At 30.5% G+C, this 23497-nt stretch carries 18 protein-coding genes; 10 read left to right on the top strand and 8 right to left on the bottom strand.

Features of this window, described 5'->3' with window-relative positions; all coding sequences use genetic code 11:
* Window positions 1-49 precede the first annotated feature (49 nt).
* The 5 genes from QI155_RS09300 to QI155_RS09280 all read left to right on the top strand — a co-directional run bounded on the left by QI155_RS09300 (window position 50) and on the right by QI155_RS09280 (window position 3759).
* Window positions 50-637 carry a MarC family protein gene (locus tag QI155_RS09300; RefSeq protein WP_068860136.1) on the top strand — a complete coding sequence of 196 codons (588 nt, stop codon included), beginning with the start codon at window positions 50-52 and terminating at the stop codon, window positions 635-637.
* On the top strand, window positions 634-1146 hold the full coding sequence (cobO, locus tag QI155_RS09295) for a cob(I)yrinic acid a,c-diamide adenosyltransferase (protein WP_068860134.1): 513 nt from the start codon (window positions 634-636) through the stop codon (window positions 1144-1146). The genes QI155_RS09300 and cobO overlap by 4 nt, the downstream gene beginning before the upstream one ends.
* The gene (locus QI155_RS09290; protein ID WP_068860132.1) at window positions 1146-1772 is read left to right on the top strand and encodes a histidine phosphatase family protein; all 627 of its coding nucleotides are present in this window, start codon (window positions 1146-1148) and stop codon (window positions 1770-1772) included. The genes cobO and QI155_RS09290 overlap by 1 nt, the downstream gene beginning before the upstream one ends.
* Window positions 1769-2746, top strand: coding sequence for a tetraacyldisaccharide 4'-kinase (lpxK, locus tag QI155_RS09285; protein WP_068860130.1), 978 nt, complete (start codon window positions 1769-1771; stop codon window positions 2744-2746). The genes QI155_RS09290 and lpxK overlap by 4 nt, the downstream gene beginning before the upstream one ends.
* Window positions 2747-2946: 200 nt before the next feature.
* Window positions 2947-3759 carry a class I SAM-dependent methyltransferase gene (locus tag QI155_RS09280; RefSeq protein ID WP_068860128.1) on the top strand — a complete coding sequence of 271 codons (813 nt, stop codon included), beginning with the start codon at window positions 2947-2949 and terminating at the stop codon, window positions 3757-3759.
* Here QI155_RS09280 and QI155_RS09275 read toward each other — a convergent pair.
* The gene (locus QI155_RS09275) at window positions 3722-5671 is read right to left on the bottom strand and encodes an HD domain-containing phosphohydrolase (protein ID WP_281321485.1); all 1950 of its coding nucleotides are present in this window, start codon (window positions 5669-5671) and stop codon (window positions 3722-3724) included. The two genes, QI155_RS09280 and QI155_RS09275, sit on opposite strands and share 38 nt — an antisense overlap.
* Window positions 5661-7718 carry a PilZ domain-containing protein gene (locus tag QI155_RS09270; protein ID WP_068860124.1) on the bottom strand — a complete coding sequence of 686 codons (2058 nt, stop codon included), beginning with the start codon at window positions 7716-7718 and terminating at the stop codon, window positions 5661-5663. Before QI155_RS09270 ends, QI155_RS09275 begins: the two co-directional genes overlap by 11 nt.
* Window positions 7719-7866: 148 nt before the next feature.
* On the opposite strand from QI155_RS09270, the gene QI155_RS09265 reads away from it, so the two are divergent.
* Genes QI155_RS09265 through QI155_RS09255 form a run of 3 tightly spaced genes read left to right on the top strand, consistent with a single transcriptional unit; the run spans window position 7867 to window position 11504 of the window.
* On the top strand, window positions 7867-9138 hold the full coding sequence (locus tag QI155_RS09265; RefSeq protein WP_281321484.1) for an OmpP1/FadL family transporter: 1272 nt from the start codon (window positions 7867-7869) through the stop codon (window positions 9136-9138).
* A gap of 43 nt (window positions 9139-9181) precedes the next feature.
* Window positions 9182-10708 carry an NAD(P)H-hydrate dehydratase gene (locus QI155_RS09260; RefSeq protein ID WP_281321483.1) on the top strand — a complete coding sequence of 509 codons (1527 nt, stop codon included), beginning with the start codon at window positions 9182-9184 and terminating at the stop codon, window positions 10706-10708.
* Complete coding sequence (locus QI155_RS09255; protein ID WP_281321482.1) at window positions 10695-11504, top strand: RNA methyltransferase; 810 nt, start codon at window positions 10695-10697, stop codon at window positions 11502-11504. The genes QI155_RS09260 and QI155_RS09255 overlap by 14 nt, the downstream gene beginning before the upstream one ends.
* Here QI155_RS09255 and QI155_RS09250 read toward each other — a convergent pair.
* Genes QI155_RS09250 through QI155_RS09225 form a run of 6 tightly spaced genes read right to left on the bottom strand, consistent with a single transcriptional unit; the run spans window position 11501 to window position 21568 of the window.
* Window positions 11501-13999, bottom strand: coding sequence for a cellulose synthase subunit BcsC-related outer membrane protein (locus QI155_RS09250; protein WP_281321481.1), 2499 nt, complete (start codon window positions 13997-13999; stop codon window positions 11501-11503). The genes QI155_RS09255 and QI155_RS09250 overlap by 4 nt on opposite strands.
* A gap of 1 nt (window position 14000) precedes the next feature.
* The gene (locus tag QI155_RS09245; RefSeq protein ID WP_281321480.1) at window positions 14001-14990 is read right to left on the bottom strand and encodes a glycosyl hydrolase family 8; all 990 of its coding nucleotides are present in this window, start codon (window positions 14988-14990) and stop codon (window positions 14001-14003) included.
* A 28-nt stretch (window positions 14991-15018) separates the two neighbouring features.
* The gene (locus QI155_RS09240) at window positions 15019-17271 is read right to left on the bottom strand and encodes a cellulose biosynthesis cyclic di-GMP-binding regulatory protein BcsB (RefSeq protein WP_281321479.1); all 2253 of its coding nucleotides are present in this window, start codon (window positions 17269-17271) and stop codon (window positions 15019-15021) included.
* A complete protein-coding gene (locus QI155_RS09235; RefSeq protein WP_281321478.1) occupies window positions 17229-19523 on the bottom strand; it encodes a glycosyltransferase family 2 protein in 2295 nt (764 codons plus the stop codon). Before QI155_RS09235 ends, QI155_RS09240 begins: the two co-directional genes overlap by 43 nt.
* A 15-nt stretch (window positions 19524-19538) precedes the next feature.
* On the bottom strand, window positions 19539-20474 hold the full coding sequence (locus QI155_RS09230; RefSeq protein WP_281321477.1) for a GGDEF domain-containing protein: 936 nt from the start codon (window positions 20472-20474) through the stop codon (window positions 19539-19541).
* Window positions 20471-21568, bottom strand: a complete 1098-nt coding sequence (locus QI155_RS09225; RefSeq protein ID WP_281321476.1) for a cobalamin-dependent protein — start codon at window positions 21566-21568, stop codon at window positions 20471-20473. Before QI155_RS09225 ends, QI155_RS09230 begins: the two co-directional genes overlap by 4 nt.
* A 123-nt stretch (window positions 21569-21691) precedes the next feature.
* Here QI155_RS09225 and QI155_RS09220 point away from each other — a divergent pair, with 123 nt between their 5' ends.
* Complete coding sequence (locus QI155_RS09220) at window positions 21692-23146, top strand: ATPase domain-containing protein (protein WP_068861190.1); 1455 nt, start codon at window positions 21692-21694, stop codon at window positions 23144-23146.
* A 1-nt stretch (window position 23147) separates the two neighbouring features.
* Window positions 23148-23495 (top strand): response regulator, encoded by a 348-nt coding sequence (locus QI155_RS09215; RefSeq protein WP_281321475.1) that lies wholly within the window; start codon window positions 23148-23150, stop codon window positions 23493-23495.
* The last annotated feature ends 2 nt before the right edge of the window (window positions 23496-23497 follow it).

The following is a 23497-nucleotide window of genomic DNA, read 5'->3' as shown; positions in this document are numbered from 1 at the left end:
TCGCATAGACTAAAAGCATTAATGAACGATTTTATGGTATCTTTAATAAATGGAGCTTATAAAAACTTTTTTACTTACCTTTATACCTCTTTTTGTTGCCATTGATGCACCAGGTATCTTACCTATTTATATTTCCCTCGTTGAGGGAATTCCAGAAAGAGAGAAGAAAAAGATTGCCCGACAATCGGTCATAACAGCCTTCCTTGTTGCCATATCTTTTTTATTCCTTGGAAATATTTTATTTTCATTGCTTGGTATAGGATTAGAGGATTTCATGATTGCTGGAGGAATTCTTTTATTGATTCTTTCAATTTCTGAAATTCTTCGAGTAAGGGAAAGAGAATTTTCCATGAGCGAGACTCTTGGTGTTGTGCCAATTGGAACTCCTCTTTTGGCAGGACCTGCAACTCTGACAACTTTAATAATTCTTGCAGGTACTTACGGATATCCAATAGTTATTTTTTCACTTTTTCTTAATCTTATAATTGCTTGGGTTATGATTGAAAAAGCTCAGGTTTTAATAAAAATTTTTGGAATTCATGGCATAAAAGCCTTTGCTAAGGTAATGGCACTTCTACTTGGAGCCATAGCAGTAAGTTTAATAAAAAAAGGACTTATGAGGATTTTAAATTTATGAGAGGATTAATCCATATTTATACAGGCGATGGAAAAGGAAAAACAACAGCTGCTGTGGGGCTTGCAATCCGAGCAGTAGGAAATGGACTAAAAGTTTTCTTTGTTCAGTTTATCAAAGAGAGTTTTACCGGTGAATTGTTAACTTTTTCAGCCTTTCAGGATTCTATACATATATATCGATGTAGTACAGGATTTATAAATGGTAAGCCTACAGATGAGCAAATAAAAAAGATAAAACACTGTCTTAAAGAATTAGAAGAGATTATTACTTCCTATGACTATGATATTATCGTATTTGATGAACTTATAGTTGCATTGAGATTAGGATTACTTTGTAGAGAGGAAGTAGAAAGGTTACTTAAATTGAAGAAGGAGAAAACAGAAATTGTCATTACAGGTAGAGGATCACCAGAATGGCTTATTGACATGGCTGATTTAGTCACAGAGATGAAAAAAATAAAACACTATTTTGACTTAGGCATTACTGCAAGAAGGGGGATTGAGTATTGATGAAGCCAGAATGTGTTTTATACCTTTTAAGACATGGCGAAACAGAAGGACCCAAAAAAGTTTACAAGGGACATATAGATGTTCCATTAAGTGAAAATGGCATAGAGCAAGTAAGTAAAGTGGCTGAAAATTTAAAAAAATTTTTAAGCCGATATGAAATAGACCGAAGAATTATTCTTTCATCCCCTTTAAATAGAGCAATAAAAACTGCTGAAATAATCGGAAAAATTCTTTCAACGGAATATATTCCAATGGAGATACTTAAAGAGAGAAGCTTTGGAAGATGGGAAGGAATGAGCATAGATGAAATAATCTCTCTTTATCCTGATGAATTTGAGAGATGGAGACAAAATCCTGCTCTTTTCTCACCACCAGATGGCGAAAGTACTATGGATGTGAGTAAAAGAGCAAAAAAAGTAATAAATGAAATATTGAAACTATACAAAGGTTTTCAGGTAATAATAACTGCCCATGGTGGTATAAACAGGGTTATCCTTTGTAATATTATGAATATTCCTTTGGAAAAAATTTTCTGTATTGAGCAAGATTTTGCATGCTTAAATATAATTGAGTTTTATGATGGCTATCCTGTTGTAAAGTTGTTAAATGGTGTTTTTTGGAGATGAATATTCTTGAAAGTTTATATCTCTTTTTTTATCAAAGACAAAAGAAAAAAGCTCTCTTTAATCAAAAAAGGCTTCCCTTTCCTGTAATAAGTGTTGGTAATCTCACTTTAGGAGGAACAGGAAAAACTCCTTTTACAATTGCTTTGGCAAAGGAGTCTCAGAAAAGAGGATTCACTCCTGTTATTCTTTCACGAGGATACGGAGGAAAACTCAAAGGTCCTCTTGTTGTGACTACAGAATATAAAGCAGACGATGTTGGGGATGAGCCTCTTATGATGTTTTTTGAGGGTCTTACTGTGATTAAAAGTATTGACCGATACAGAGGTGGTCTTTTTGCTATAGAAACACTTTCAATAAAAGACAATGATAATCCTATATTTATCCTTGATGATGGATTCCAACATAGAAAACTTTACAGGGATATAAATATACTTCTAATTGATGGAATTAAAGGTTTTGGCAATAAAAAACTCTTCCCCATTGGACCATTAAGATCGCCCTTAGAGGAAATCAGAGAGGCTGATATAATTTTTATAACAAAGGAAAAAAATTTTGAACTTACTACACAGTTAATTAATCTTGGAGTAAATTCAATATATAGTGCTCCATTAGAAATAAAAGGTTTATTTGACATTAATAATAAGAAAATAGAGCCTAAAGGACAGGCAATATTTGCCTTTGCAGGAGTTGGGAACTTTGAAAGCTTTTTAAAAAGTCTAAATTTATTAAACATCAATATAATCGGTCATAGAAAATTCATAGATCATAAAAAATATACAAAGCTGACAATCAGAAAGATTATAAAAGATGCGAAAAATTCAGATTTGATTGTTACAACAAAAAAGGATTTTATAAAAATTGCAGGCAATTTTGAAATTGATGGAAGATTTTGCTATTTAGATATTTCTCTTTCAATTCAGAAAGAAGCATTAGCAGAGATATTTTCAAAGTTAGATAACATCCGAAATTTATGAAAAACTGTCTTTCGCTTATTAGATATTCTTTGGCAGTTCAAGCACGCTTCGTTAAAGCTAAATATAAAGTTATAGGCTTCAAGTTGAAGACTGAAGTTTCTTATTGAGTATTTTTTATTCTTTAGCTTTTAAATTGCTTAAAAAAGCTTTTTTATGTTATATTTCCGAATCTTTTATCAATAAATTGATAGGGATTCAAAATGAAAACTAATTATTACTTAATGGAAAATAATGAAGAAATTTTTAGATTGGAATTAAAAACAGATACAGAAGCAGTTAAAAAACAGGCTAAATGGGCTGGTATAAAACCCGGAATGAAGGTTGCTGATATAGGTTGTGGAGCAGGCATAACAACTGTTGTATTATATCAACTGGTTCAACCTGGCGGTGAAGTATTAGGAATAGATAGTTCTATAGAAAGAATAAATTATGCGAAAGAAAATTATGGTAAAAAAGGGATAGAATTTAAATACTTTAATATACTTGAACCTTTAAATATCGAGCATTCTTTTGATTTTATCTGGGTAAGATTCCTTCTTGAATATTATCGTAGGGAATCTTTTGAAATTGTAAAAAATATCTCTAAGCTATTAAAACCAGGTGGTATTTTATGTTTGATTGATTTAGATCATAACTGTTTAAATCATTATCAACTTCCGCCAAGATTAGAAAAAACCTTATTTAAATTAATGAACTCCTTAGAATCGGAAGCAAACTTTGATCCCTATATAGGACGTAAATTATATTCCATGTTATATGATTTAGGATTTACTAACATAAAGGTCAAAGTCGAAGCCCATCATCTTATTTATGGAAAAATTAAAGAAAAGGACGTTTATAACTGGTTTAAAAAAATAGAAGTTGTCTCAAAAAAGATAAAATTCAAATTTGAAGAATATGAAGATGGATATGACGGATTTTTAAGAGAATTTAAAGAATTCTTTTTAAATTCAAGAAGATTTACCTATACTCCTCTCATTTTATGTAGAGGCCAGAAGTCTGTTTTACATTGATTGAAGGCAGGTTGACACTATAAGTCTTTTTATAAAACCTTATAAAGGAATCTACAATTTCCTCATCGTAGTGGACCCCTCTTTTTTCAATTAATAAAGAGAAGGCTTCATCTAATGGTAAAGCATTTCGGTAGTGTCTATGAGAAGTAATGGCATCAAAAAAATCTGCAACAGCAAGAATTTTAGCACCAATCGGAATTTGATCACCTGTAAGACCTTTAGGATAACCGCTTCCGTCAATTTTCTCATGATGATAGGTAATCACTTCAACAATACCTTGATATTTTTTATCAAATTCAATCTGTTCTATTATTTTTTGAGTCTTATCTACATGTGATTTTATTTCTTCATATTCATAATTAGTTAAGGGTCCTTCTTTTTTTAAGATAGAATCAGGGATTCCTATTTTGCCATAATCATGAAGTAATCCTGCTACATAAATCATTTCTATAAAATCATCTGACATTCCAAGTTCTTTAGCAATTCCTTTAGCATATTCTGCGACTCTTTCAGAATGTCCTCTTGTTAAATTATCTCTTGCATCAATGCTTTCTGCTAAAACTTTTAGTGTAGACTGGAATTGTTTTTCCTTTATTTCAAAAAGTTTTGCATTATTGATGCTTATACCAATTTCCGTAGCAATTCCCATAAGTAAATTTATATCTCTTTGAAGCAAAGGTCTTTTTGATTTAACATTATCAACTGCAAGAATTCCCAATGATTCTTCATTATAAACTATAGGGCAACAAATAAATGATTTTGTACCGAGCTTCTTTGCAAATTGAAGACTTCGAGGAGAAAGATTTAATGCTATTTCATCTAAATCATTAACTAAAATTGGTTTTTGTTCTCGAAAGGCAACAATAAAAGGTCCCTTAGACTCAGGCTTGTCAAGATGAAAATTTGTATTCTTTATATATTCATACTGTTCAAAGTCATATCCAAAACCTGTTTGAGGAATAAGTTTTGTTTTGTCCTCATTTGCAAGAAGGATAATTCCTCTATCATAATCAAGTCTGTTTTGTAAAATTTGTATGGTTTCAGAAAGTATATCTTCAATTTTTATTTGTTTACTTAAAACCTGTCCTATTTCATTTATTAAAAAAGCCTGATCATAATTTATTTGTATATTTTCTAAGACTTCTTCAGATGCATCCTGAAAATTTTTTAATGAAGCTTCTAATTCCTTGTTTTTAATTGAAGCAGAGACATTTGTAAGGGTTAATATTAAAATAGCAGATAAAGGTAAAGCAAATAAAGAAATTTCTGGATAAAAAATAAAAAATATTATGTTCAATACTAAAAATAACAAAGCCAGATAAACTACCAATCTATTTAATCTTGCTGAAAGTGATTCTTCCCAAGAGATTATATATCGGCAAACATTACCGCCATGGAACATGCATTCTGGATGTTCTATTTTGGGTAATCTGTAATTAAACAATAAAGCAATTGCTTCCCAAAATCCCATTCTATTTTCACATTGAAAAATTTTTTCTTCTATTCCTTTAAAAGGAGTTACAGTTATTTCAACTCTATTCCTTTTTATTTTTTTTGATTTGTAATGTGATGATCTGGTGAACTTATTAGCATATTCACCGATAAATTCATAAACTTTCGCAGGTCCAACAAGGGAAAGTATGTATTGTCTAATTAGCCCAAGAGCATCAGGTGAGGCAGCATATCTACCTGCTTCTCTTGCAATATTTGGATTACCTGTTAATTTCACTAATTTTTCATAGAATCTGTCTATTTGTTCCTGCGTAAACCAGTGCCCTTCATCATCTACTTGATATGGCTCTATGCCTGCATAATTTAATATTTCGTAAATATCAACATAACTGTATTTATTTTTTATTAGTTGAAGATAGATTTTTATGATTTTACTGTTGTATAAAGGTTTATTTTTCATTATTTCTAATCCATTTTCTTAAATATTTAAGAAATTCATCTGAATACTTTGGATTCAGAATCCATAAACTATACACCTTTTTATATAAAATCGGCTGAAATTCGAAATAATTTAATGGATAAATAAGAACAGGAATTTTTTCCTTATCATAATGTTTTGAAAGTAAGAATACTGTAAAATATAACAATTGATCATTTAGTAACTCAGGCTTCATAACAATTATGTGAATGCAGTTTGCCAAATTAGAAAGATTTAAACCGGTTTCCGATATTGTAAGTGATATTATCGCAATTAAATCTCTATTTTTTTTCAAAGAGTATATTTTTCTTTTTCTTTTAAATCCTGCTTTTTCATACTCAAAATTTAAATTATGAACATTAATCATTTCTGGTTTAAGGTCTAAAGCATCAAGCAGGAGACCGCCTGAATTAAATTTATAAAAATTTTCTAATTCTGACAAGTCATCTTCAGTACTTTTATTTAGTTTCCATCCTAATAAATCATAGGGCTGTAACGTCAAAATATAAGAATTCTTTCTAAAATTGAAATATCCAAAATTATCAATAGAACAACCTTTTAAATTATTTAATTCCTTTTGAAAACCCCCAAAAACACGAGCTGGGAATTTATTATTAGGTCTGAAGTAACAAATGATAAAATCAATAGATGTTGAATTCATATGATAAAAATCATTTACATATCTGCTAATTTGATCTAATACTGACAAACCAGCTGATAAATTAATAGATCTGCTTGCATGATGATGAAATAGCCATGTTTTTTCATATAATCTTAACATTGATATATGTCCAACAATTTTACCTTTATCCTGATATATAAAATGCCTTGCAATATGAGGATTTTCAAAATATAGTTTCTGATAGATTTTTTTTATTTCCTCTTTATTTGATTGTAAAAAAGCATATTTTTCAGCATAGAAAAAACCAGTATCAAAGAAAAACTCCCATAGTGCATCAAGGTCAACCCTGTTACATACATATGCTCTATCATCTTTTGCTCGATGAAGGAATGATGAGAGTTTAGCCTGATCTTGAATATTTAAATCAAGGAATGTAATGCCAGATTTTACAGTTGATTTTTCATCATCAATTTGGTTTATTTTTCTGTATATAACTTGAGCTTTGCAATTTATGGTAAATCCCGGTGTAAATTCTATCTCAAGCTCAGGAATTATTAATCCTGGTAAAAGGATTGAATCATTATAATATTCTTCTACTGAAACCCCTGAACCAGATATGTCTTCAACTTTAAGTGTTACAGTTCTATCTGTTAAAGGATGTTTAAAAACAATAACTGGTAAAGGACATAATTTATATCGTGGGCTTCTTATTTCTTTCGGTTTAAATATTGGTATATTTTCGTCTACAGGTTTTAATACAACCACAGGGTTTGGAATAAGTTTTCCTTTATCATTGACTATGTTTTTTCTTATTATTTCACATTCTCCTGAATAAAAAATGTTTTCTTCTTTCCTAAAAACTGCTGTAACTCGAGATTCAAGAATTAAATATTGATGGAGGGTTTGTAAGCTAAAAAGCTCAATACAAAAGGCTGTATTGCTAAAATCAACGAGTTTTCCTCGTAAGACAATACCAGATTTAAATATTTCAACATCTATATCTTTACATTTATATCTTTTAAACTTTCGTGAATTAAGATCATAACTTATTTCAGGAAGAATGAAAGATATTTTTTCTTTATTTATATCTTTTAATTCTGGTTCAACTAAAATAAACCTGTAACCATCTGCAATAAAAAAATTCAGAAATTTATAATCACTTAGATTTTCTTTTCTATCTAATAATATGCAAACTAAGGTATCGGAAAAACAGGGTTCAATCTGAGCTCTGACAGATATAACATTGTTGTACTTGAGATGTTTAAATTTTAAAATTATGTATTCATTCTGAAAATTTATGTAGTTTAGAATATTGATTAAATTTTTTTTAAAAATTTTTTTTGCTCTTTCTTGAAATAATTTTGATTCGAATTGTGAATTAATTTTTACATCATCTAATTTTTCCATTATTTTATTAATTAATGTTTTTTAGTTATTCTATTTTTCTTTAAAACATTATCTATTGTCAATAACATATTTTTCAGGTTACAATCTGTTAATCATCAAATTAGGAGGTATTGAAAATTATTAACCCAATTAAAGGAGGGTGAAGCAGATGGAAAAAATATTTAAAATTAGCAGATGGAGTATTATTTTTATTTTTGCTTTTTTCTTAAATGTCTCTAATACTTACGGGTCTGGATTTGCTATATATACCCAAAGCTCATCATCTCTGGGGCAAAGTGCTGCAACTATTGCTCATACTGAAGATGCTTCAGCTATTTTTTTTAACCCAGCCTTGATCAACAAACTCGAAGGTACTCAAATACAGATTGGAACAACTTTAATGTTTCCAAATAGAAAGTTTACAAGTGATTATTCGGGAAAAACATATAAAGAGGAGACAGATTTACATTTCCCATCAACATTTTATATGACTCATAAATTTAATGAAAAGGTTAGTGTTGGCTTAGGTGTTTTCAGCCCCTTTGGACTTGGGACAAAGTGGCCAGATGACTGGGAAGGCAGATACATTACAACCAAGGCTGATATGAAGACTTATAATATTAATCCTGTAATTTCCCTTCAGATAACACCTGATATTTCATTGGCTGGTGGTCTTAATATCCTTTATCTTGATACAACTTTGGAGAAAAAATTGAATTTTTCACCTCTTCCTGATGGAAATCAAAAATTTAAAGGTGATGGAATGGGTTTTGGTTGCAATTTTGGAGTCTTAGTTGACCTTACAAAGGATTTATCAATTGGTGCATCTTATAGAAGTAGAATAAAAGTTGATATAGATGGCTCTTTAACTCATAATTTACCATCTCCATTGCTATCTGATTTATTCCCAAATACAAATGGAAAGGTTCAACTTACATTACCAGCACAGTTTCATTTTGGTGTCTTTTATAAAGGATTAGATCCATTCACATTTGAAATTGCAATGAGATGGGAAGGCTGGTCTTCCTATAAAGAGTTAAAATTAGATCTGGAGCAACCTATTTTTTACTCTAATACATTAATTACTCCAAAGAATTGGAAGGATACATACTCTTTTAACGTAGGTATAAAATATCAGATAAATGAAACCCTTGCATTACTTGCAGGCTATCTATACAGCGGAAATCCTGTTCCTGACAGTACCTTTGAACCAACAATTCCTGATGCTAATACTCATTTGTTAACTGCTGGGATATTAATAAAAAAGAAGAATTTCAATTTTGACATATCCTATGCCTATCAGAAATTGCAAAATAGAAAAAAGAATAATACAATTGACGATAATCCCTTGGATGTTTCTTTTAATGCTAATTACAGTGCAAATGGAACTTATAAATCTGATATACATATGATTGGGCTAAGTTTGACTTACAAATTTTAATTATCCTTTTATTTTGAATAATAATAAAGGGTGGTGAAATTTTATGAAAGTTGTTAAATCACAGGAAATGGCAAAAATTGATAATTTAACCATTGAAAAATACGGTATTCCATCTATTGTTTTAATGGAGAGGGCTGCTTTGTCAGTAAGTAATCATGTTATAAAGGAATGTCCAGATAGCCTAATAATTTTAGCTGGTCCGGGAAACAATGGTGGAGATGGAGTTGCTGTTGGAAGGATTTTAAGTAGTAAAATAAAGGATATTAAGATATTTCAGATATTTCCCGATGAAAAACTTTCATCAGAATGTAAAATTCAGATTGAAATAGCAAAAAAATTTAAAGTATCTATTTTAAAAGGATATCCGACAAAAAGAGAGTTACAAGAAACGCAAGTAATAGTAGATGCTCTTTTTGGAACAGGTTTAACAAGAAATATTGAAGGTGAACTTGTGGAATTTATAAGGGTTCTAAATTCCCTTAAGAAAAATGTTATTGCAATAGATATACCCTCAGGTATTTCTTCGGATTCAGGAGAAGTGTTAGGAGAGGCTATAAAGGCTAAAAAAACAATAACCTTTGGTCTTCCAAAAAGGGGACACATTCTTTATCCCGGTAAAGATTATGCAGGTGAGCTCACAGTTGAAGATATAGGGTTTCCAAAGGAATTAACTGAATCGGAGGATTTGAAGGTAAATCTTGTAACAAAAAATTTTGCAAGAAAAATTATTCCAGAAAGACCTGCATATTCTCATAAAGGCAAATATGGACATGTTTTGGTTATTGCTGGTTCAGTAGGGAAAACAGGGGCAGCACTTATGACAGCTAAATCTGCTTTGAGAACAGGTTCAGGATTGGTTACTTTAGCAATACCGTCAACACTTAAAGGAGTCTTTCAAAGTAATGTCCTTGAAGAAATGATTCTTCCTCTGCCATGTAATACCAAAACTTTGTCAAAGGAGTCAGCAGAACAAATTATTAGTTTTGTCAATGAAAAAGCAGATTCAGTAGCCTTTGGTCCTGGAGTAGGAATAAACGAAGATATAGAAGAAATTCTAAAAAATCTTTTAATGAATTGTTCTGTGCCAATTGTTATTGATGCAGATGGAATAACTTTATTAAGCAAAAAAAAGGAAATTTTAAGGGATGCTAAAGCAAAGACAGTCATTACTCCCCATCCTGGTGAGCTGAGCAGATTAATTGGACTTTCTGTTAAGGATATTGAAAAACAAAGAATTGACATCGCAATGGATGTTGCAAAGGAATTGAATACTATAGTTGTTTTAAAGGGTGTTCCAACAGTTATTTCCGATGGAAATCAAGTATTTGTTAACACGACAGGTAATCCAGGAATGGCAACAGGTGGCTCAGGAGATGTTCTTACTGGAATGATTTCATCACTTATTGGACAGGGGGTGAATGTTTTTTATGCTTCAATTTTAGGTGTCTACTTGCACGGTTTAAGCGGAGATATTGGTTCTTCTGAAAAGGGATATCACGGACTTATTGCTCGAGATATCATAGAAAATATTCCTTTTGCCATTAAAGAGACACTAAATGAAATGGATTAATAGTACAGAAAATCCTCTTATTAAAACAATTTTAAAAATCAAAAAAAATCCTGTTGACAGAACGCTCATAGAAGGTTTAAATCTAATAAAAACTGCTATAGAAGCCTTATCCATTCAAAAAGATGCTCCTTTTTATATAGAACAGATTCTTGTTACAGAGGAGTTTATAAGAAAAGAGAAATCTTTTTTTTATTTGATAAATAGAAAAAATTATCCAATTGTTGGTATTAGTGAAAAAATTGCAGAAAAGATATCTGATACTATAACTCCACAGGGTATTTTTGGAGTTTTATCCTTTCAAATAAGAAATCTAAAGGATATAAATATCAATAATCCAGAGATTGTTGTAATACTTGATAAAATTCAAGACCCTGGGAATCTTGGTACAATTATCAGAGCTTCTGAGGCATTGGGTGCAAATTTTATAATTTTAACTCTGGGAACATGTAATCCCCTTTTAACAAAGGTTTTAAGGGCATCGGCAGGAAGTATTTTTTATATTCCCATTGTAAGAGCAGATTATATTGAAATAGAAAAATTTATCGTAAGAAATAATTTAAATCTTATAATTGCAGAGCCAAAGTCTGAAAAATTCATTTTTGATGTAGACTTTTCTAAACCCTTGGTAGTTGTTTTTGGAAATGAATCAAAGGGAGTAAGTGGAGATTTAAGAAAAATTCCTCATATATCCTGTCGAATACCTCATATTGGGCAATCAGAAAGCCTCAATGTGGCAATTAGTGCAGCTATTTTTCTTTATGAAATATTAAGAAGCAAAATAAAGAAGTCCATTTAGTCGAAATAGTATATAAGTCCCAAGCCTGTTTTCCATTCATTATATCCACCAGATATATTCCCAACTCCGTATCCGTAAATTTTAAGATTTTTATTTATAGAGTGCTTTATTTTTCCTTCTAAGGTTCCACCAAATTTTGATTTTTTCTCACCAGCATAGAAGGCTTTTATGTCATTCTGTGCTGAAGGATTAAATAAATCTATACTGTCTTGAAATTTTGGATAATGGGGAGAGTTATCGGTTCTGTAATATAAGTAACCGAAAGATAGTCTCAAATCAATAAAGTTTTCACAACAATCTCTTACCTGGTATCTAAATGTTGGTCCAATCATCTGAAAAAGCTGGGGACTAAAATAACCACCATGCCCAAAGGTGAAAAAGTTGCTGTTTCTTCTAAAATGCTGTATTACATAAAATAATCCTGCATCAAACTGAGATTTTTCATTTAAAATAAAAGTTTTACCAATGCTAATATTTCCTTTTAAAGAGTAGTTTTCCCATACATTTTTGCCCCATATATAGTTAAAATCAGTAGATAGTGCTGTCCAGTAAGAATTGGAAAAACTGAAATTCAAGCCTGTGCTAATACCTGTTTTTAATACTCTTCCCCATTTTGTATTAGTATAAGGGTCTTTTTGTCCCTGTATTGAAAGAATAGATTCCTCAATGGGAAGTTGATGAATATTAAACCATAATTTTTTGTAATCTACATTTATAGAAAAAGTGGGCATAGCAGAAACAAGTCCATTCAAAGGAGTGCTTCCGACTGAGATTTTTATATGAGGATATCCTTCAACTTCATAGGAAATATCTGGTTGAATAAGCCATTTTAAGGTGACAGGCGTGTTTTTTTGCTGAGTTCCATTTAAAAAGTAATAGTAATTCCCCAAATATGGATTTTTCTCTATTTCCCCAGAATTTACATATTTTGGAATTACTGTAAAAGTTAATTTTTTCCCTGATTCTATTGGATAATGAAAAGAAAGGGGTAGAGAAAATTCTTTTAGTTTGGAGCTTCCCTCATCTCCTGATTTCTGTCTATAAAAGAAGCCAGTCTCAAAGTGGGGAAATTTTTCCTTATAATAACAAGCTTCTTTTGATAAATCAGTATGGGAGGCTAACAGGAAAAATCCCTGTCTACAATACCATTGGGCAGATCTTTGCTTAAATAATTGATTTTTTTGTTTTGAAAGTTTATCTATTGTTAAAAATGCTGTTTTGAAATCCCTTTCTGAAAAGGCTTTGTCAGCTTTTCTTATATAAGAATTGGCTTTGATTTCATCTAACTTTGGTGATTGTAAATTTACTTTTTCAGCAAATTCAATTAATTCATCGTCTTTATTTAATGAGAAATAACAGTAGGAAATCCCAAGTATGTAGTCCTCTTCATCGGGATATTGTTTGTTTAAATCGGTAAAAATATCAAGGGCTTTTTCGTATTCTTTTTTGTTAAAGTGATACCACGCAAGAGAAGTTTTTGCTGATTTGTCTTCAGGTTGAAATTTTAAAATTTTATTAGCTATTTTCTCTACCTCAGGAGAGTTTAAATCTAATGAAGCGAGTTTTTGCCTGTATAGATTAATTTCAATTGATTTAATTTTATCAAGATAATCTTTATCGTTGATTGAATAACTCTCTCTTTTTAAAATTTCTAAGGCTTGATTAAAAGAAACAAGGGAAGTATATTCATAGATTATTCCTAATCGGAATTGTAAATCTTCATTTACACATTGCAAAAGCTTATTTAAGATATCAACTGCTTCTTGATTTTCTTTTAATAGAGCCAATTTTTTGCTTAGTTCAAAAAACACAGATGTTCCAATGCATTCTTTTAGCATTTCTTCTGTTTCATTTTTAAATTTTAAATAGGCAGAACGTTCATCTTTTGGAGAAAGGCTTTCAAATTTTTTTTGCAAATAGGCTTCTCTAATTTTATTTGTTATAGGTTTTCTATCTGATTCTTTTAAATAATTGGCGTATATTTCAGCTCTTTCAAAATCTTCTTGTTTAATATAAAGCTCAATTATATGGATAAGAATTTCGTCTCTTCTATAATTTTCCTGCCATAGTTCTTCAAAATGAAGCAATGCTTCTTCATTTTTATTGAGATTTTTAAGACTATAGGCAACTCCCAGTCTTGCAGAATTTGATATTTCTCTGTCAGTTGAATGAATAAGATTTTTAAACTTTATTAAAGACTCTTCATATTTACCTTCCTCATAAAGTTTCCATCCTTCCTTTAATCTATTTCTCTCAACAAATTTTAACTCCAATTTTTTAGGTTCATAAATAGGTTTTTTTATTTTTGGCTCTTCCGTAATTTTTTTGGTTTTTTCATCTATATTTGTTAAAATTTCTTGCTTAAGAGGATTTTGAATTACTGTAGTCTGCTCCCTTTGTTTTTCAATTCTTATTATGTTTTCTTGTTTTCCTTCTTGAGCAAGGATGCCAGAGGGAAGCAAAAAAATTAAAAAGATAAATATAATATTCTTCATTTTACTTCACTCCCTTAGAAATTAATGATAAAGTATAGGAATAATAATTTTGGGTTTCTTCTTCTAATTTTTTATACCCTCTTTCTCTTAGACTTTCTGCAAGTTCCTTCTTCCCAGTTTTATCTGCTAAGAGAGAGGCAATAAAATATTGAAAGGCAGCTCCTTCTTCTGGTGATATTTCATTTGTTTTTAAATTAATTTTCATTGGCACATAGCCTATTTTTTCTATAACATTGAGATATTCAGAGAATTTATTCAGAATAGCGTTATCATTTATCATTGCTGAGTATAGAATTATTCTGATTGCTTCAATACCAAAGGATTCATTTTTCTCATAAAATACTGAGCTTTTTCCATCTTTTACAATAATCCAATCTGCAGGAAGTTTAAAATCACCAAAATTTAGATTTATAAGAAAATTAAGGCTTTTTTCAAAAAATTTATTCCAGAAATCTTTATCGTCACATTCTGAAAAGGCTTTAAAGGCTGGAAGCACATAGTATGAGGGATTTATGATAAGAAGATCATCTTTATAAAAACCAAAATATCCTGGTAAAAGGTAAAATGAATCATTGTTTTTTAATATGAGTAGTGCTTTTATGTCCTTTATAATTTTCTTTGCTTCCTCTAAATATTCGGACTTTCCCCAATTTTTATAAGCAAGGCAGAGACCATAGGCAACAAGAATATCTCCATCTGTTGCATTGTTATAATCCAGAATTGTCCATTTTCCTGAAATATGTTTACCCCAACTCCATGATAAAAGGTTGTCTGTTTTCCTTACCTTTAAGTTATTTTTTGTCCAGTTCCATAATTTTTCAAAGGTTTCTATATCATTGAACATTAAACTTAGAAGTATACCATAGCCCTGTCCTTCAGAATGGCTAATAGAGTTATTCTGAAAATCAATAACTCTTCCATCATGGGAAATAAAAATTTTTTTGTAAAGCTCCCATTCTTGATTAAAACCCAAAACATTCTGATTACTCATAAACGTAATAAAACAAATAATGAATAGGCTAACTCTTTTTTTCACCCATTCTAATCCTTCTGAATTTTTTAATAAATCTAAAAATGAAGAATGCCAGAATAGCTATAATTAGCATTATCAATAGAGTAAATAAAACTGGATGAGCATATATCCAGGAAGTTACTGAGGTTAAAAATCCTAAATTACCCAAATAATAGGTATCCTCTCCTTTGGAAGCAAAAAGAGTCTCTTCGGGATTTGTTGTATCAAAGATAACCAGAGAGCCAAAGGTTTTTGCACTAACAGAGGGTTCCCATAAAGCAGAAATTCCTTTAGAAAGTTCCTTTCCATCTATTGAAGAAATCATTAGAATCGTATTCCTGCTTTTATAAGGAGAGACAAATTCAGAAATTACTAAAAAATTGCCTTCAAGCTTTGAAGAAAGATTTATCAGACTTTTGCTGTATTCATAATCGGATTTTGTTTTAGTAAGAGGGAATATTTTTTCAATAATTGAGCGAATTTTGCTGTTTATACTTGATTCGCTCTTTTCAAAATTTTTTGATAAATAATATACAAAACTTCCCGCATGTTCATTTTTTATGTTTCCTGCCTTTAAATATTCCTCTGGAATTTTTGTTATAGTTCCTACAATCAGGAGATTTTTATCCTTTAATTTGCCGATATCAAAGGAGACTTTTAAATTAATTGGAAGATATCCTGCTTTTTGAGATGCCATTGCTATTAAATTAATGGCAGATGAAAGAATTTCATTACTTTTTTCTGTGAGATAAACTCCAGAATTACCGAAATCATAGGGTCTTGAAAAAGGAAAGGCATCTACAAAAAATAAATTTATATTAGGCATTTCTGCCCAGTAGGAAGCCTTAGGAAATAGTATCTTTGAATCTTCAAAGAGAGTTAATTGTAAATTTTCTGTTTGAACAAACTCACAGTATCCAGTAATGAGTGGAGAGAGTACTGCTGTGAAAGTTATCTGGTTATATCCTGGTTTAAAAAGACTTAAAGGTATATCAATAAGATAATTTCTTATCAAACCACCTCTTACATTTTCAAGATAGATTGATGCAACATATTTTCCATTTATTTGAATATTAAGAGTACTGTCTTTCCTCATACCACTTCCATAGCTAAAGTTAAGTTTAAGAGTAACAAAGGAGTTTGGTTTTAAAAATGTATCTGATGGAATTTTAAAATCCATTGAAACAGATTTTGCGCCAACTCCCTGAAAATTAGTAGTAAAAAATCCTAAATCCTTAAAAGAATACTCATAACCTGGTAATACTGTAGATTTCCCTATTTTGGGTGTTTGAGGTGTGATCTTTACATTTTCAATTTTCATAGACGAAGTTTTTGGAAAGGGAAAATTTATTGAAGCAAAAGCTAATGCTGATTTTTTTATTTCTTCTGCAGTATCTCCTTTTAAAATTATAAGAGCATGATAGGGATCATTTGGTAGTGCCTTGATTTTAATGTAAGCCTCCTTTTCTGGAAATAAATCTCCAGTTAATTCTTTGATGAATATACTGTCACCTATTACAATGTTATCAACTCCATTCTTTATGCTCTGAGAAACAATAAAATTAACAGGTCTGTATTCAAATTTCATAGCAATACCAGAGGCAACTATCATAGCAGATTCTATGTATTCTTCTTTTAGTTCTGGAATAACCAGATTTATTTCATGCTTTATAAAGCTCTTTGAATCAAAAAGAAAATTGGATATTGCTGTTAAATCCTCAGGCACTTTTTTTAAAGCTATTTCAAAATCAAAGGAAGCTTTATCAAATTCTATTGTAGTCCATAATTCTGAAGACCCCGGGTCTTCGCATTCTAATGTATAGTGTTGGGCAACAGTGAATTTTAGCTCGTTATATCCTGATTTTATTAGATTAACTGGTAAATTTACAGAAACTTTACCCTCTGGTAGATGAGGATTAAGAGTTATCTGGGCAATGGGATGTTCATTTAACCATACAACAAGCCTTGACCTGCTTTGTAAGAGTGCTGTTGAATTTATATAGGAAAAATTAAGTGTTGCCCTTTTAATCTGCCATCTATCAGAGGCAGGTATTTTAACTTTTATAAAGTTAGAAGCTCCTGTAAGAGTAGAGGTTTTTATAGGAGCAACCTTTGAAAAGGGAACATTAAACTTTAATATTTCCTCTGAAAAGCATAATCGAGGATTTGTAAAAAGTATCGTAAATATAAAAAGTGAGACAAAAAAAACTATGCTTTTTAAATTTTGCTTCTGAAAATTTTTAAACTGTATCGTCTCCATAGACCCTCCATAAAATTAAATTTTATTAAATTTGAAAAAATAAATTTAAATAATCCTCTTATATTTCTTCCCATGGAAACAAAACCAATCCTGAGTAAATAAATAAATCCCGAAAGAATTCCTTTTTGTATTTCTCTTCGTTCCCAGAATTTTTCCCATCTACCTGAGTCTCCATAAACAAATTTTACTATTTCTTGAAAATCGTTTAAATCATTAAAACTACATCCTATTGTAATGGCTTTGTCTGTGCTTACTCTTTTTACTGTTGTTTTAAATCGATATTGCTTGCCATAACTATCCCATGTAACTACTTCTATGTTACTTCCCAAAAAGGGAATAAAGGCTTGCTCTTTCAATTGTAATGCCATACCTCCTAATGATATATCTTTTATTGATGCCTTGAAACTTTTAAGAGTATTTGGAATTATCAGTAAAGCTTCCTCATTAGTTTCAATTCTATGGAATCTTCTTATTTGTCTTAATTCATAGAGAGCTCCGATACAGGCTATTATCATTGCTATATTGAAAAGATTCCATGAAATACATACTGCAACAGCTCCTCTTTCAAGGGGAGAATAAATCCATTTATTTATTCCTGCAAAAATACCAGCAATACATAAGACAAGCAAAATGTAAAATATTAGAACTCTCATGTTGACCACGCTTTGTTTTAGAGAAGTTCCTTTTGGAGTAACCTTAAAAGTAGGTTTTTGTGGATTTAACAGAACTCCAATAGTTGGAAAAAGAAGGAAAAAGCTTTGTGCTGACTCAAAAACTTCAGAGAAGAAAGGATGTCTCACCTTTCCATAAAGATAATTGGATAGGCTAAGTGAATAAAAAAGATGGGGAATAGCATAGGATAAAATCTGCTCAATTGATACATTATAAACCCTTAAACTGAATAGTAGATACATAAGAGGAGCAAATATGAATATTACTCTTGCTAAACCGAAAAACCAGAAAATACAGTTATTGGTGTAACATAGTTTCTGATACCATCTTAATCCTTTTTGTTTAAAAGGATTTTTTAAAAGCAGTATCTGAATCATTCCCTGAGTCCATCTACTTCTCTGGGTTATAAAATCATCAAAGGTTTCAGGAGAAAGCCCACAAATCATAGGTTTCCTTAAGTAGGCACTGTTGTAGCCTTTACTATGTAAAGTCAATGAGGTTTCAGCATCTTCAGTAATAGTCCTGCCAGAGAATCCCTGAGCTTCTTCCAGATATTTTCTCCTCAATATAGCACCTGAACCACAGAAAAAGGATGAATTCCAGAAATCTAATCCTCTGTGAATTTCTCCATAAAACATCTCATTTTCTCCGGGAGTTTCAACATAGGTTCCTAAATTTTTTTCAATAGGAGTAGGATTTATAAAGAAATGGGGAGTTTGAACTAAAAAAAGTTTTTCATCTTTAAGAAAGAATCCAACTGTATTTTCCAAAAAATCAACTGTAGGAACGTGGTCACAATCTAAGACTACAATAAGGTCTCCTCCTCTTTTTGGTGGTTTTCCATAACAAAACCATTCAGATTTTCCAGTTTCCGTTTTATATCCCTCTGAGGTAAGCCATAGAGCATTATTTAAATTACCCGCCTTTGCATGTTCATTTTTTTCTCTTGTAATGTAATTTATCTCTAACTCCTTAGCAAGGGTCTTCAAACTTTCATATCTTTTCCAAGCTGAAGAAGATTTTTCAGAGTCTGGGTCATTTCTTTTTTGGAAGGTAGCTCCGTCATCAAGGATGTATATGTTCAATTTATCCTGAGGATATCTAAGTTGTTTACAGGCAGTAGCTGTTACTTTGATAATTTCTTCAGATTCATTATAGGTTGGAATAAATATATCAACAGTTGGAAGTAATTTTTTATCTTCAGGAAGTGGTGGTGGCGTTCTTTTTATTGGATTAAGATTTACAAATATTCCTAAAAGATAAATTACAATCGCATAGGTCTCAGCAATATAAAGAGAAGTCATGGCTAAACTGTCAAAGAATCCTGTATAACCAAGAGTATGAAAGGTTCTGAAAATCCAGTATCTTAAAGTAATAAACAAACCAATTGATAGAATAAAAATTCTAAGATAATCCTTTTGTTTTTTTATTTTTGTAAACAAAAGTCCCAATATCATTAATCCATAGGCTAAAATTGCCTGCTGAAACATATCAAGATAAATTGACGAGGTAAAAATAAGAATTAAAATAATTAATGGAGTAGATAATTTTGAAAATAATTTATGATTTTCTAGTCTCATTTGCAATATATAATTTTACAATATTTCACAACGATTTCTACCCCTTCTTTTTGCTAAATAAAGGGCTTCATCTGCTCTTTTTATAAGACTATTTTCATTGTCTGTAGGAAGAATTTCTGTCAAACCAAAACTTGCTGTTATATTACCTTGAATTCCTTTAATGTTCATTTTTTCTATTTTCTGCCTTATTCTCTCTGAAGCTTGATAGGCATTATCTATCTTTGTATTTGGCAGAATAAGAATAAATTCTTCTCCACCATATCTACCGAATATGTCTTCCTTTCTTATTAATTTTTTAATTTTGTTTGCAAAACTTTTTAAAACATAATCTCCCTTTTCATGTCCGTATGTATCATTTATTTTTTTAAAAAAATCTATATCAATCATGACAACAGATAGGGGAATTTTATGCCTTAAAGCTAATGAAATTTCACGACCTATCATTTTGTCTATTGCTCTTCTATTAAAAACACCTGTTAAGGGGTCTGTATTCATCATTCTTTTTACAGTAGATAAAGCCTCTGATAATTGAATATTTTTCTTTTCAAGCTCCCTTGTTATATTAACTATCTGGTCATTTAATTTAGACATTTTTACAATCAACTCATTGTAGGTAAGACGGTGTTGTTCAAATACAAGGAGATATAATTCATCACAGGGGAAAATATAGCCTTTAATGAGAATTTCAGCTTCTCCTAAGACATCAAATAAGAGATTAAGTTTTGAAAACACATTTTCAGGAAAAGAGATTTTTTCAGAATTTTTAGACAGAAGATTATTTATATTATGATTTATCGGTTTATCTTTAAGTCCTACTAATTCTAAAAATCCTCTGTTACAATCCAAAATTTTGCCTTTTTTATCAATTAAAACCAAACCAGTATTACTTAGTTTTGAAAAATAAAGGATTATCTTTTCATTGTATTTTTCAAGTATTTCTGAAATTTTCATAAATTTTTAATCTTACGGGCAATTTCTACTGCTTCCTTAGCATCTTTAGCCCAGAAGTCAGCTCCGACTGTTTTATATAAATCAGGCATAATATTAAAAGCAATACCGCCAACCATTATTTTTGGAATATAGGACTCCATATTTTTTAATGATTTTATTATTTTTTCAGCCTTTTCAAGATTAAAGGGCATAGTTACAGAGAGAGCAATTAATTTGGGTTTAGTTTTTTTAACAATTTTAATTAATTCTTGTTCAGGAACATTAGCGCCTAAATAGGAAACATCCCATCCATCCATTTCGAGAAAATCAGCCACAATTCTGCCTCCTAATTCATGATATTCATTAGGTGAAGATGCGACAATGGCTTTTAATTTGCTTTTTTTAGTTTTTGGAAAGAGAATATATATGTTTGCCATTACTCTTCCAACAATAGATGTAGCAAGATGTTCTTCTGCTACTGAAATTTTTCCTGTTTCCCAAAGATTTCCAACATCATACAGGGCAGGTTGAATTATTTTTAAATAAAAATTTTCAATATCCTCATATTTTTTCACAATTTTTTTTGTAAATTTCAAAGCCTTTTCAAAATCACCTTCTAAAATATATGAGAGAAATTGATTTTTTTTATCCCTCCATTCATCTTCTAATTTTATGGTAAAAGTTTCCTGATTTTTTGATAACTCTACCATAATTTCAAGTTTTTCAATAAGCCAATCATATGTTTTTATGATTTCAGTTGCGCTTGACTCATTAAGAAATTTTTTTATTGCTCTTTTCCATGTTCCCAATTCAACTAAGAAATAATCATAAGAAAAACCATGATTGTGATAGGATCTATAAACCCATGGCACTATTTTTATGAGTAGCTCAAACAAGGAAAACTTAAAAACATTAATCATAAAGTTTATATGATTTCTGTGATTGTCAAACATCATCTGTAAAGAGTTTCCTCCAATTAATTGAACCGAATCTTTTCTTTTTGACATTTCTGTATTTACAAAATCAAGCATAAAATCCTTCTTTTTCTCATAATCCTCTGCTGATTCATAGGATATTGGTAACTTTTTTTCAGCTTCTTTGATTAGTTCTTCCATTTTGATACCCCGATAGAGATTTATAATAAGTATAACAAATAAATTTTTTAATTTCTATGAAAAAAGTTGCTAATTTAAAGGAAAATATATATAATTTAAAAAATAGCCGTAGGAGGAGAAAAAATGCCTGAAAAATTTCAAAAAACAAAAATTTCCTCTGGTATTAAAGGATTAGATGATATTTTAAATGGTGGCTACTTTGAATATAATTCATATCTTATTGCTGGAGGACCTGGAAGTGGAAAAACTACTATTTGTCTTCATTTTCTTGAAGAAGGAGACAAAAAAGGCGAACCTTGTCTTTTTATAACATTAGGAGAAAAGGAAGAACAAATAAGAAGCAATGCTTCTTTACTTGGATTAAAACTTAAAAATGTAGAGTTTCTTGATTTAAGCCCTTCAGCAGAGTTTTTTACTGAAGTTGAATCCTATGACATATTTTCACCTGCAGAAGTTGAGAGAGAACCAGTTACGAAGGCAATCAAAGACAAAATTGAATCTTTAAAACCTAAAAGAGTTGTTATTGATTCAATGACACAGTTCAGGTATTTATCAACAGACGTATTTCAGTTCAGAAAACAGGTACTTTCTTTTCTTAGATTTCTTAATGAAAGCGGTGTTACAGTGTTATTCACTGCTGAGACAAGTCAAGATGCTCCTGATGATGATTTAAGATTTCTTGCAGATGGAATAATTGATTTATCATATTCTGAAATAGGCAAACAATTAGAAGTCAAAAAATTTAGAGGTTCAGATTATCTTTCAGGAAAACATTATTACGAAATTAGAAATGATTACGGTATGGTAGTTTTCCCAAGAATTCTTCCATTAGAGAAAAAAGTAAATCTTACTTTTGAAAAACTTCCTTCTGGTGTACCAGAGATTGATGAACTTCTTTATGGAGGAATTGAAAGAGGAACAGTTACGATTATTTCAGGTCCTTCTGGTACCGGGAAAACAACTCTTGGAATGCAGTTTATAAAGGAAGCTGCTGGAAGAGGTGAAAGAAGTGTTTTATATACCTTTGAAGAATCCATTGAAAAAATTATTGAAAGATCATCTTCAGTTAATATCCCCATAAATCAGATGATTAAAAAGGGAACCCTTGAGATAAAAAAGATTGAACCTCTTATTTTTACACCCTGTTCTTTTGCTAGTATGGTGAAAGATGATGTTGAAAAGAATACAACAAGAATTGTTATGCTTGACTCAACCTCAGGGTATAAACTATCTGTTAGAGGTAGTGAAATTACCACCCATCTTCATGCTCTCTGTAAATACCTTAGTAATAATGGCGTTACAGTTTTCTTGCCTACTGAAACAAAAAATATTACAGGAGATTTTCAGATTGCCCAAGAAGATATAAGTTATCTTGCTGACAATGTAATTATTTTGAGATATATTGAGGTTCAGGGAGAACTTAGAAGAGCAATAGGAGTACTTAAGAAAAGACTTGGAGATTTTGAAAAAACACTAAGAGAATTTCAGATAACAAAATACGGCATAAGAGTTGGAGAGCCTCTAAAAAATATGAGAAATATATTATCTGGAAGCCCTGTTTTAGTTAAAGGAAAATAAAATGACAACTATTCTTATATTAAGCAAGTTGAATAAAAACCTTGAATTAGTGGCAGAATTTTTTAAAAAACAGGGATTTGATTCTGTTAGTGCTTCTTCCTATGAGGATTTAGATAGAATTTTGTCGTCACTATCCTTTGATATAGCATTACTTGATATCGGAGGATTTGACAGTACAATTTGGCATTATTGTGAAAAAATTAACAAGCATGGTAAACCTTTTTTTATTATATCGGCAGTAAAAAATCCTAAAATTGACAAGGAAGGTATAAAAAAAGGAGCAAGAGGAGTGCTTGTCAAACCTCTTGTTATGAAAGAACTTAATGAAATCATCAAGGCTTTAGTATAATA

Source organism: Thermodesulfovibrio sp. 1176 (assembly GCF_029946585.1).
Lineage (GTDB): Bacteria > Nitrospirota > Thermodesulfovibrionia > Thermodesulfovibrionales > Thermodesulfovibrionaceae > Thermodesulfovibrio.
This window is presented reverse-complemented; position numbering and strand designations above follow the sequence as displayed.

What these genes read in the sequence shown, in the direction of transcription:
- QI155_RS09300 (WP_068860136.1), top strand. Translation starts at nt 50, where the DNA reads ATGGAGCTTATAAAAACTTTTTTACTTACCTTTATACCTCTTTTTGTT.
- cobO (WP_068860134.1), top strand. Translation starts at nt 634, where the DNA reads ATGAGAGGATTAATCCATATTTATACAGGCGATGGAAAAGGAAAAACA.
- QI155_RS09290 (WP_068860132.1), top strand. Translation starts at nt 1,146, where the DNA reads ATGAAGCCAGAATGTGTTTTATACCTTTTAAGACATGGCGAAACAGAA.
- lpxK (WP_068860130.1), top strand. Translation starts at nt 1,769, where the DNA reads ATGAATATTCTTGAAAGTTTATATCTCTTTTTTTATCAAAGACAAAAG.
- QI155_RS09280 (WP_068860128.1), top strand. Translation starts at nt 2,947, where the DNA reads ATGAAAACTAATTATTACTTAATGGAAAATAATGAAGAAATTTTTAGA.
- QI155_RS09275 (WP_281321485.1), bottom strand. Translation starts at nt 5,671, where the DNA reads ATGAAAAATAAACCTTTATACAACAGTAAAATCATAAAAATCTATCTT.
- QI155_RS09270 (WP_068860124.1), bottom strand. Translation starts at nt 7,718, where the DNA reads ATGGAAAAATTAGATGATGTAAAAATTAATTCACAATTCGAATCAAAA.
- QI155_RS09265 (WP_281321484.1), top strand. Translation starts at nt 7,867, where the DNA reads ATGGAAAAAATATTTAAAATTAGCAGATGGAGTATTATTTTTATTTTT.
- QI155_RS09260 (WP_281321483.1), top strand. Translation starts at nt 9,182, where the DNA reads ATGAAAGTTGTTAAATCACAGGAAATGGCAAAAATTGATAATTTAACC.
- QI155_RS09255 (WP_281321482.1), top strand. Translation starts at nt 10,695, where the DNA reads ATGAAATGGATTAATAGTACAGAAAATCCTCTTATTAAAACAATTTTA.
- QI155_RS09250 (WP_281321481.1), bottom strand. Translation starts at nt 13,999, where the DNA reads ATGAAGAATATTATATTTATCTTTTTAATTTTTTTGCTTCCCTCTGGC.
- QI155_RS09245 (WP_281321480.1), bottom strand. Translation starts at nt 14,990, where the DNA reads ATGAGTAATCAGAATGTTTTGGGTTTTAATCAAGAATGGGAGCTTTAC.
- QI155_RS09240 (WP_281321479.1), bottom strand. Translation starts at nt 17,271, where the DNA reads ATGGAGACGATACAGTTTAAAAATTTTCAGAAGCAAAATTTAAAAAGC.
- QI155_RS09235 (WP_281321478.1), bottom strand. Translation starts at nt 19,523, where the DNA reads ATGAGACTAGAAAATCATAAATTATTTTCAAAATTATCTACTCCATTA.
- QI155_RS09230 (WP_281321477.1), bottom strand. Translation starts at nt 20,474, where the DNA reads ATGAAAATTTCAGAAATACTTGAAAAATACAATGAAAAGATAATCCTT.
- QI155_RS09225 (WP_281321476.1), bottom strand. Translation starts at nt 21,568, where the DNA reads ATGGAAGAACTAATCAAAGAAGCTGAAAAAAAGTTACCAATATCCTAT.
- QI155_RS09220 (WP_068861190.1), top strand. Translation starts at nt 21,692, where the DNA reads ATGCCTGAAAAATTTCAAAAAACAAAAATTTCCTCTGGTATTAAAGGA.
- QI155_RS09215 (WP_281321475.1), top strand. Translation starts at nt 23,148, where the DNA reads ATGACAACTATTCTTATATTAAGCAAGTTGAATAAAAACCTTGAATTA.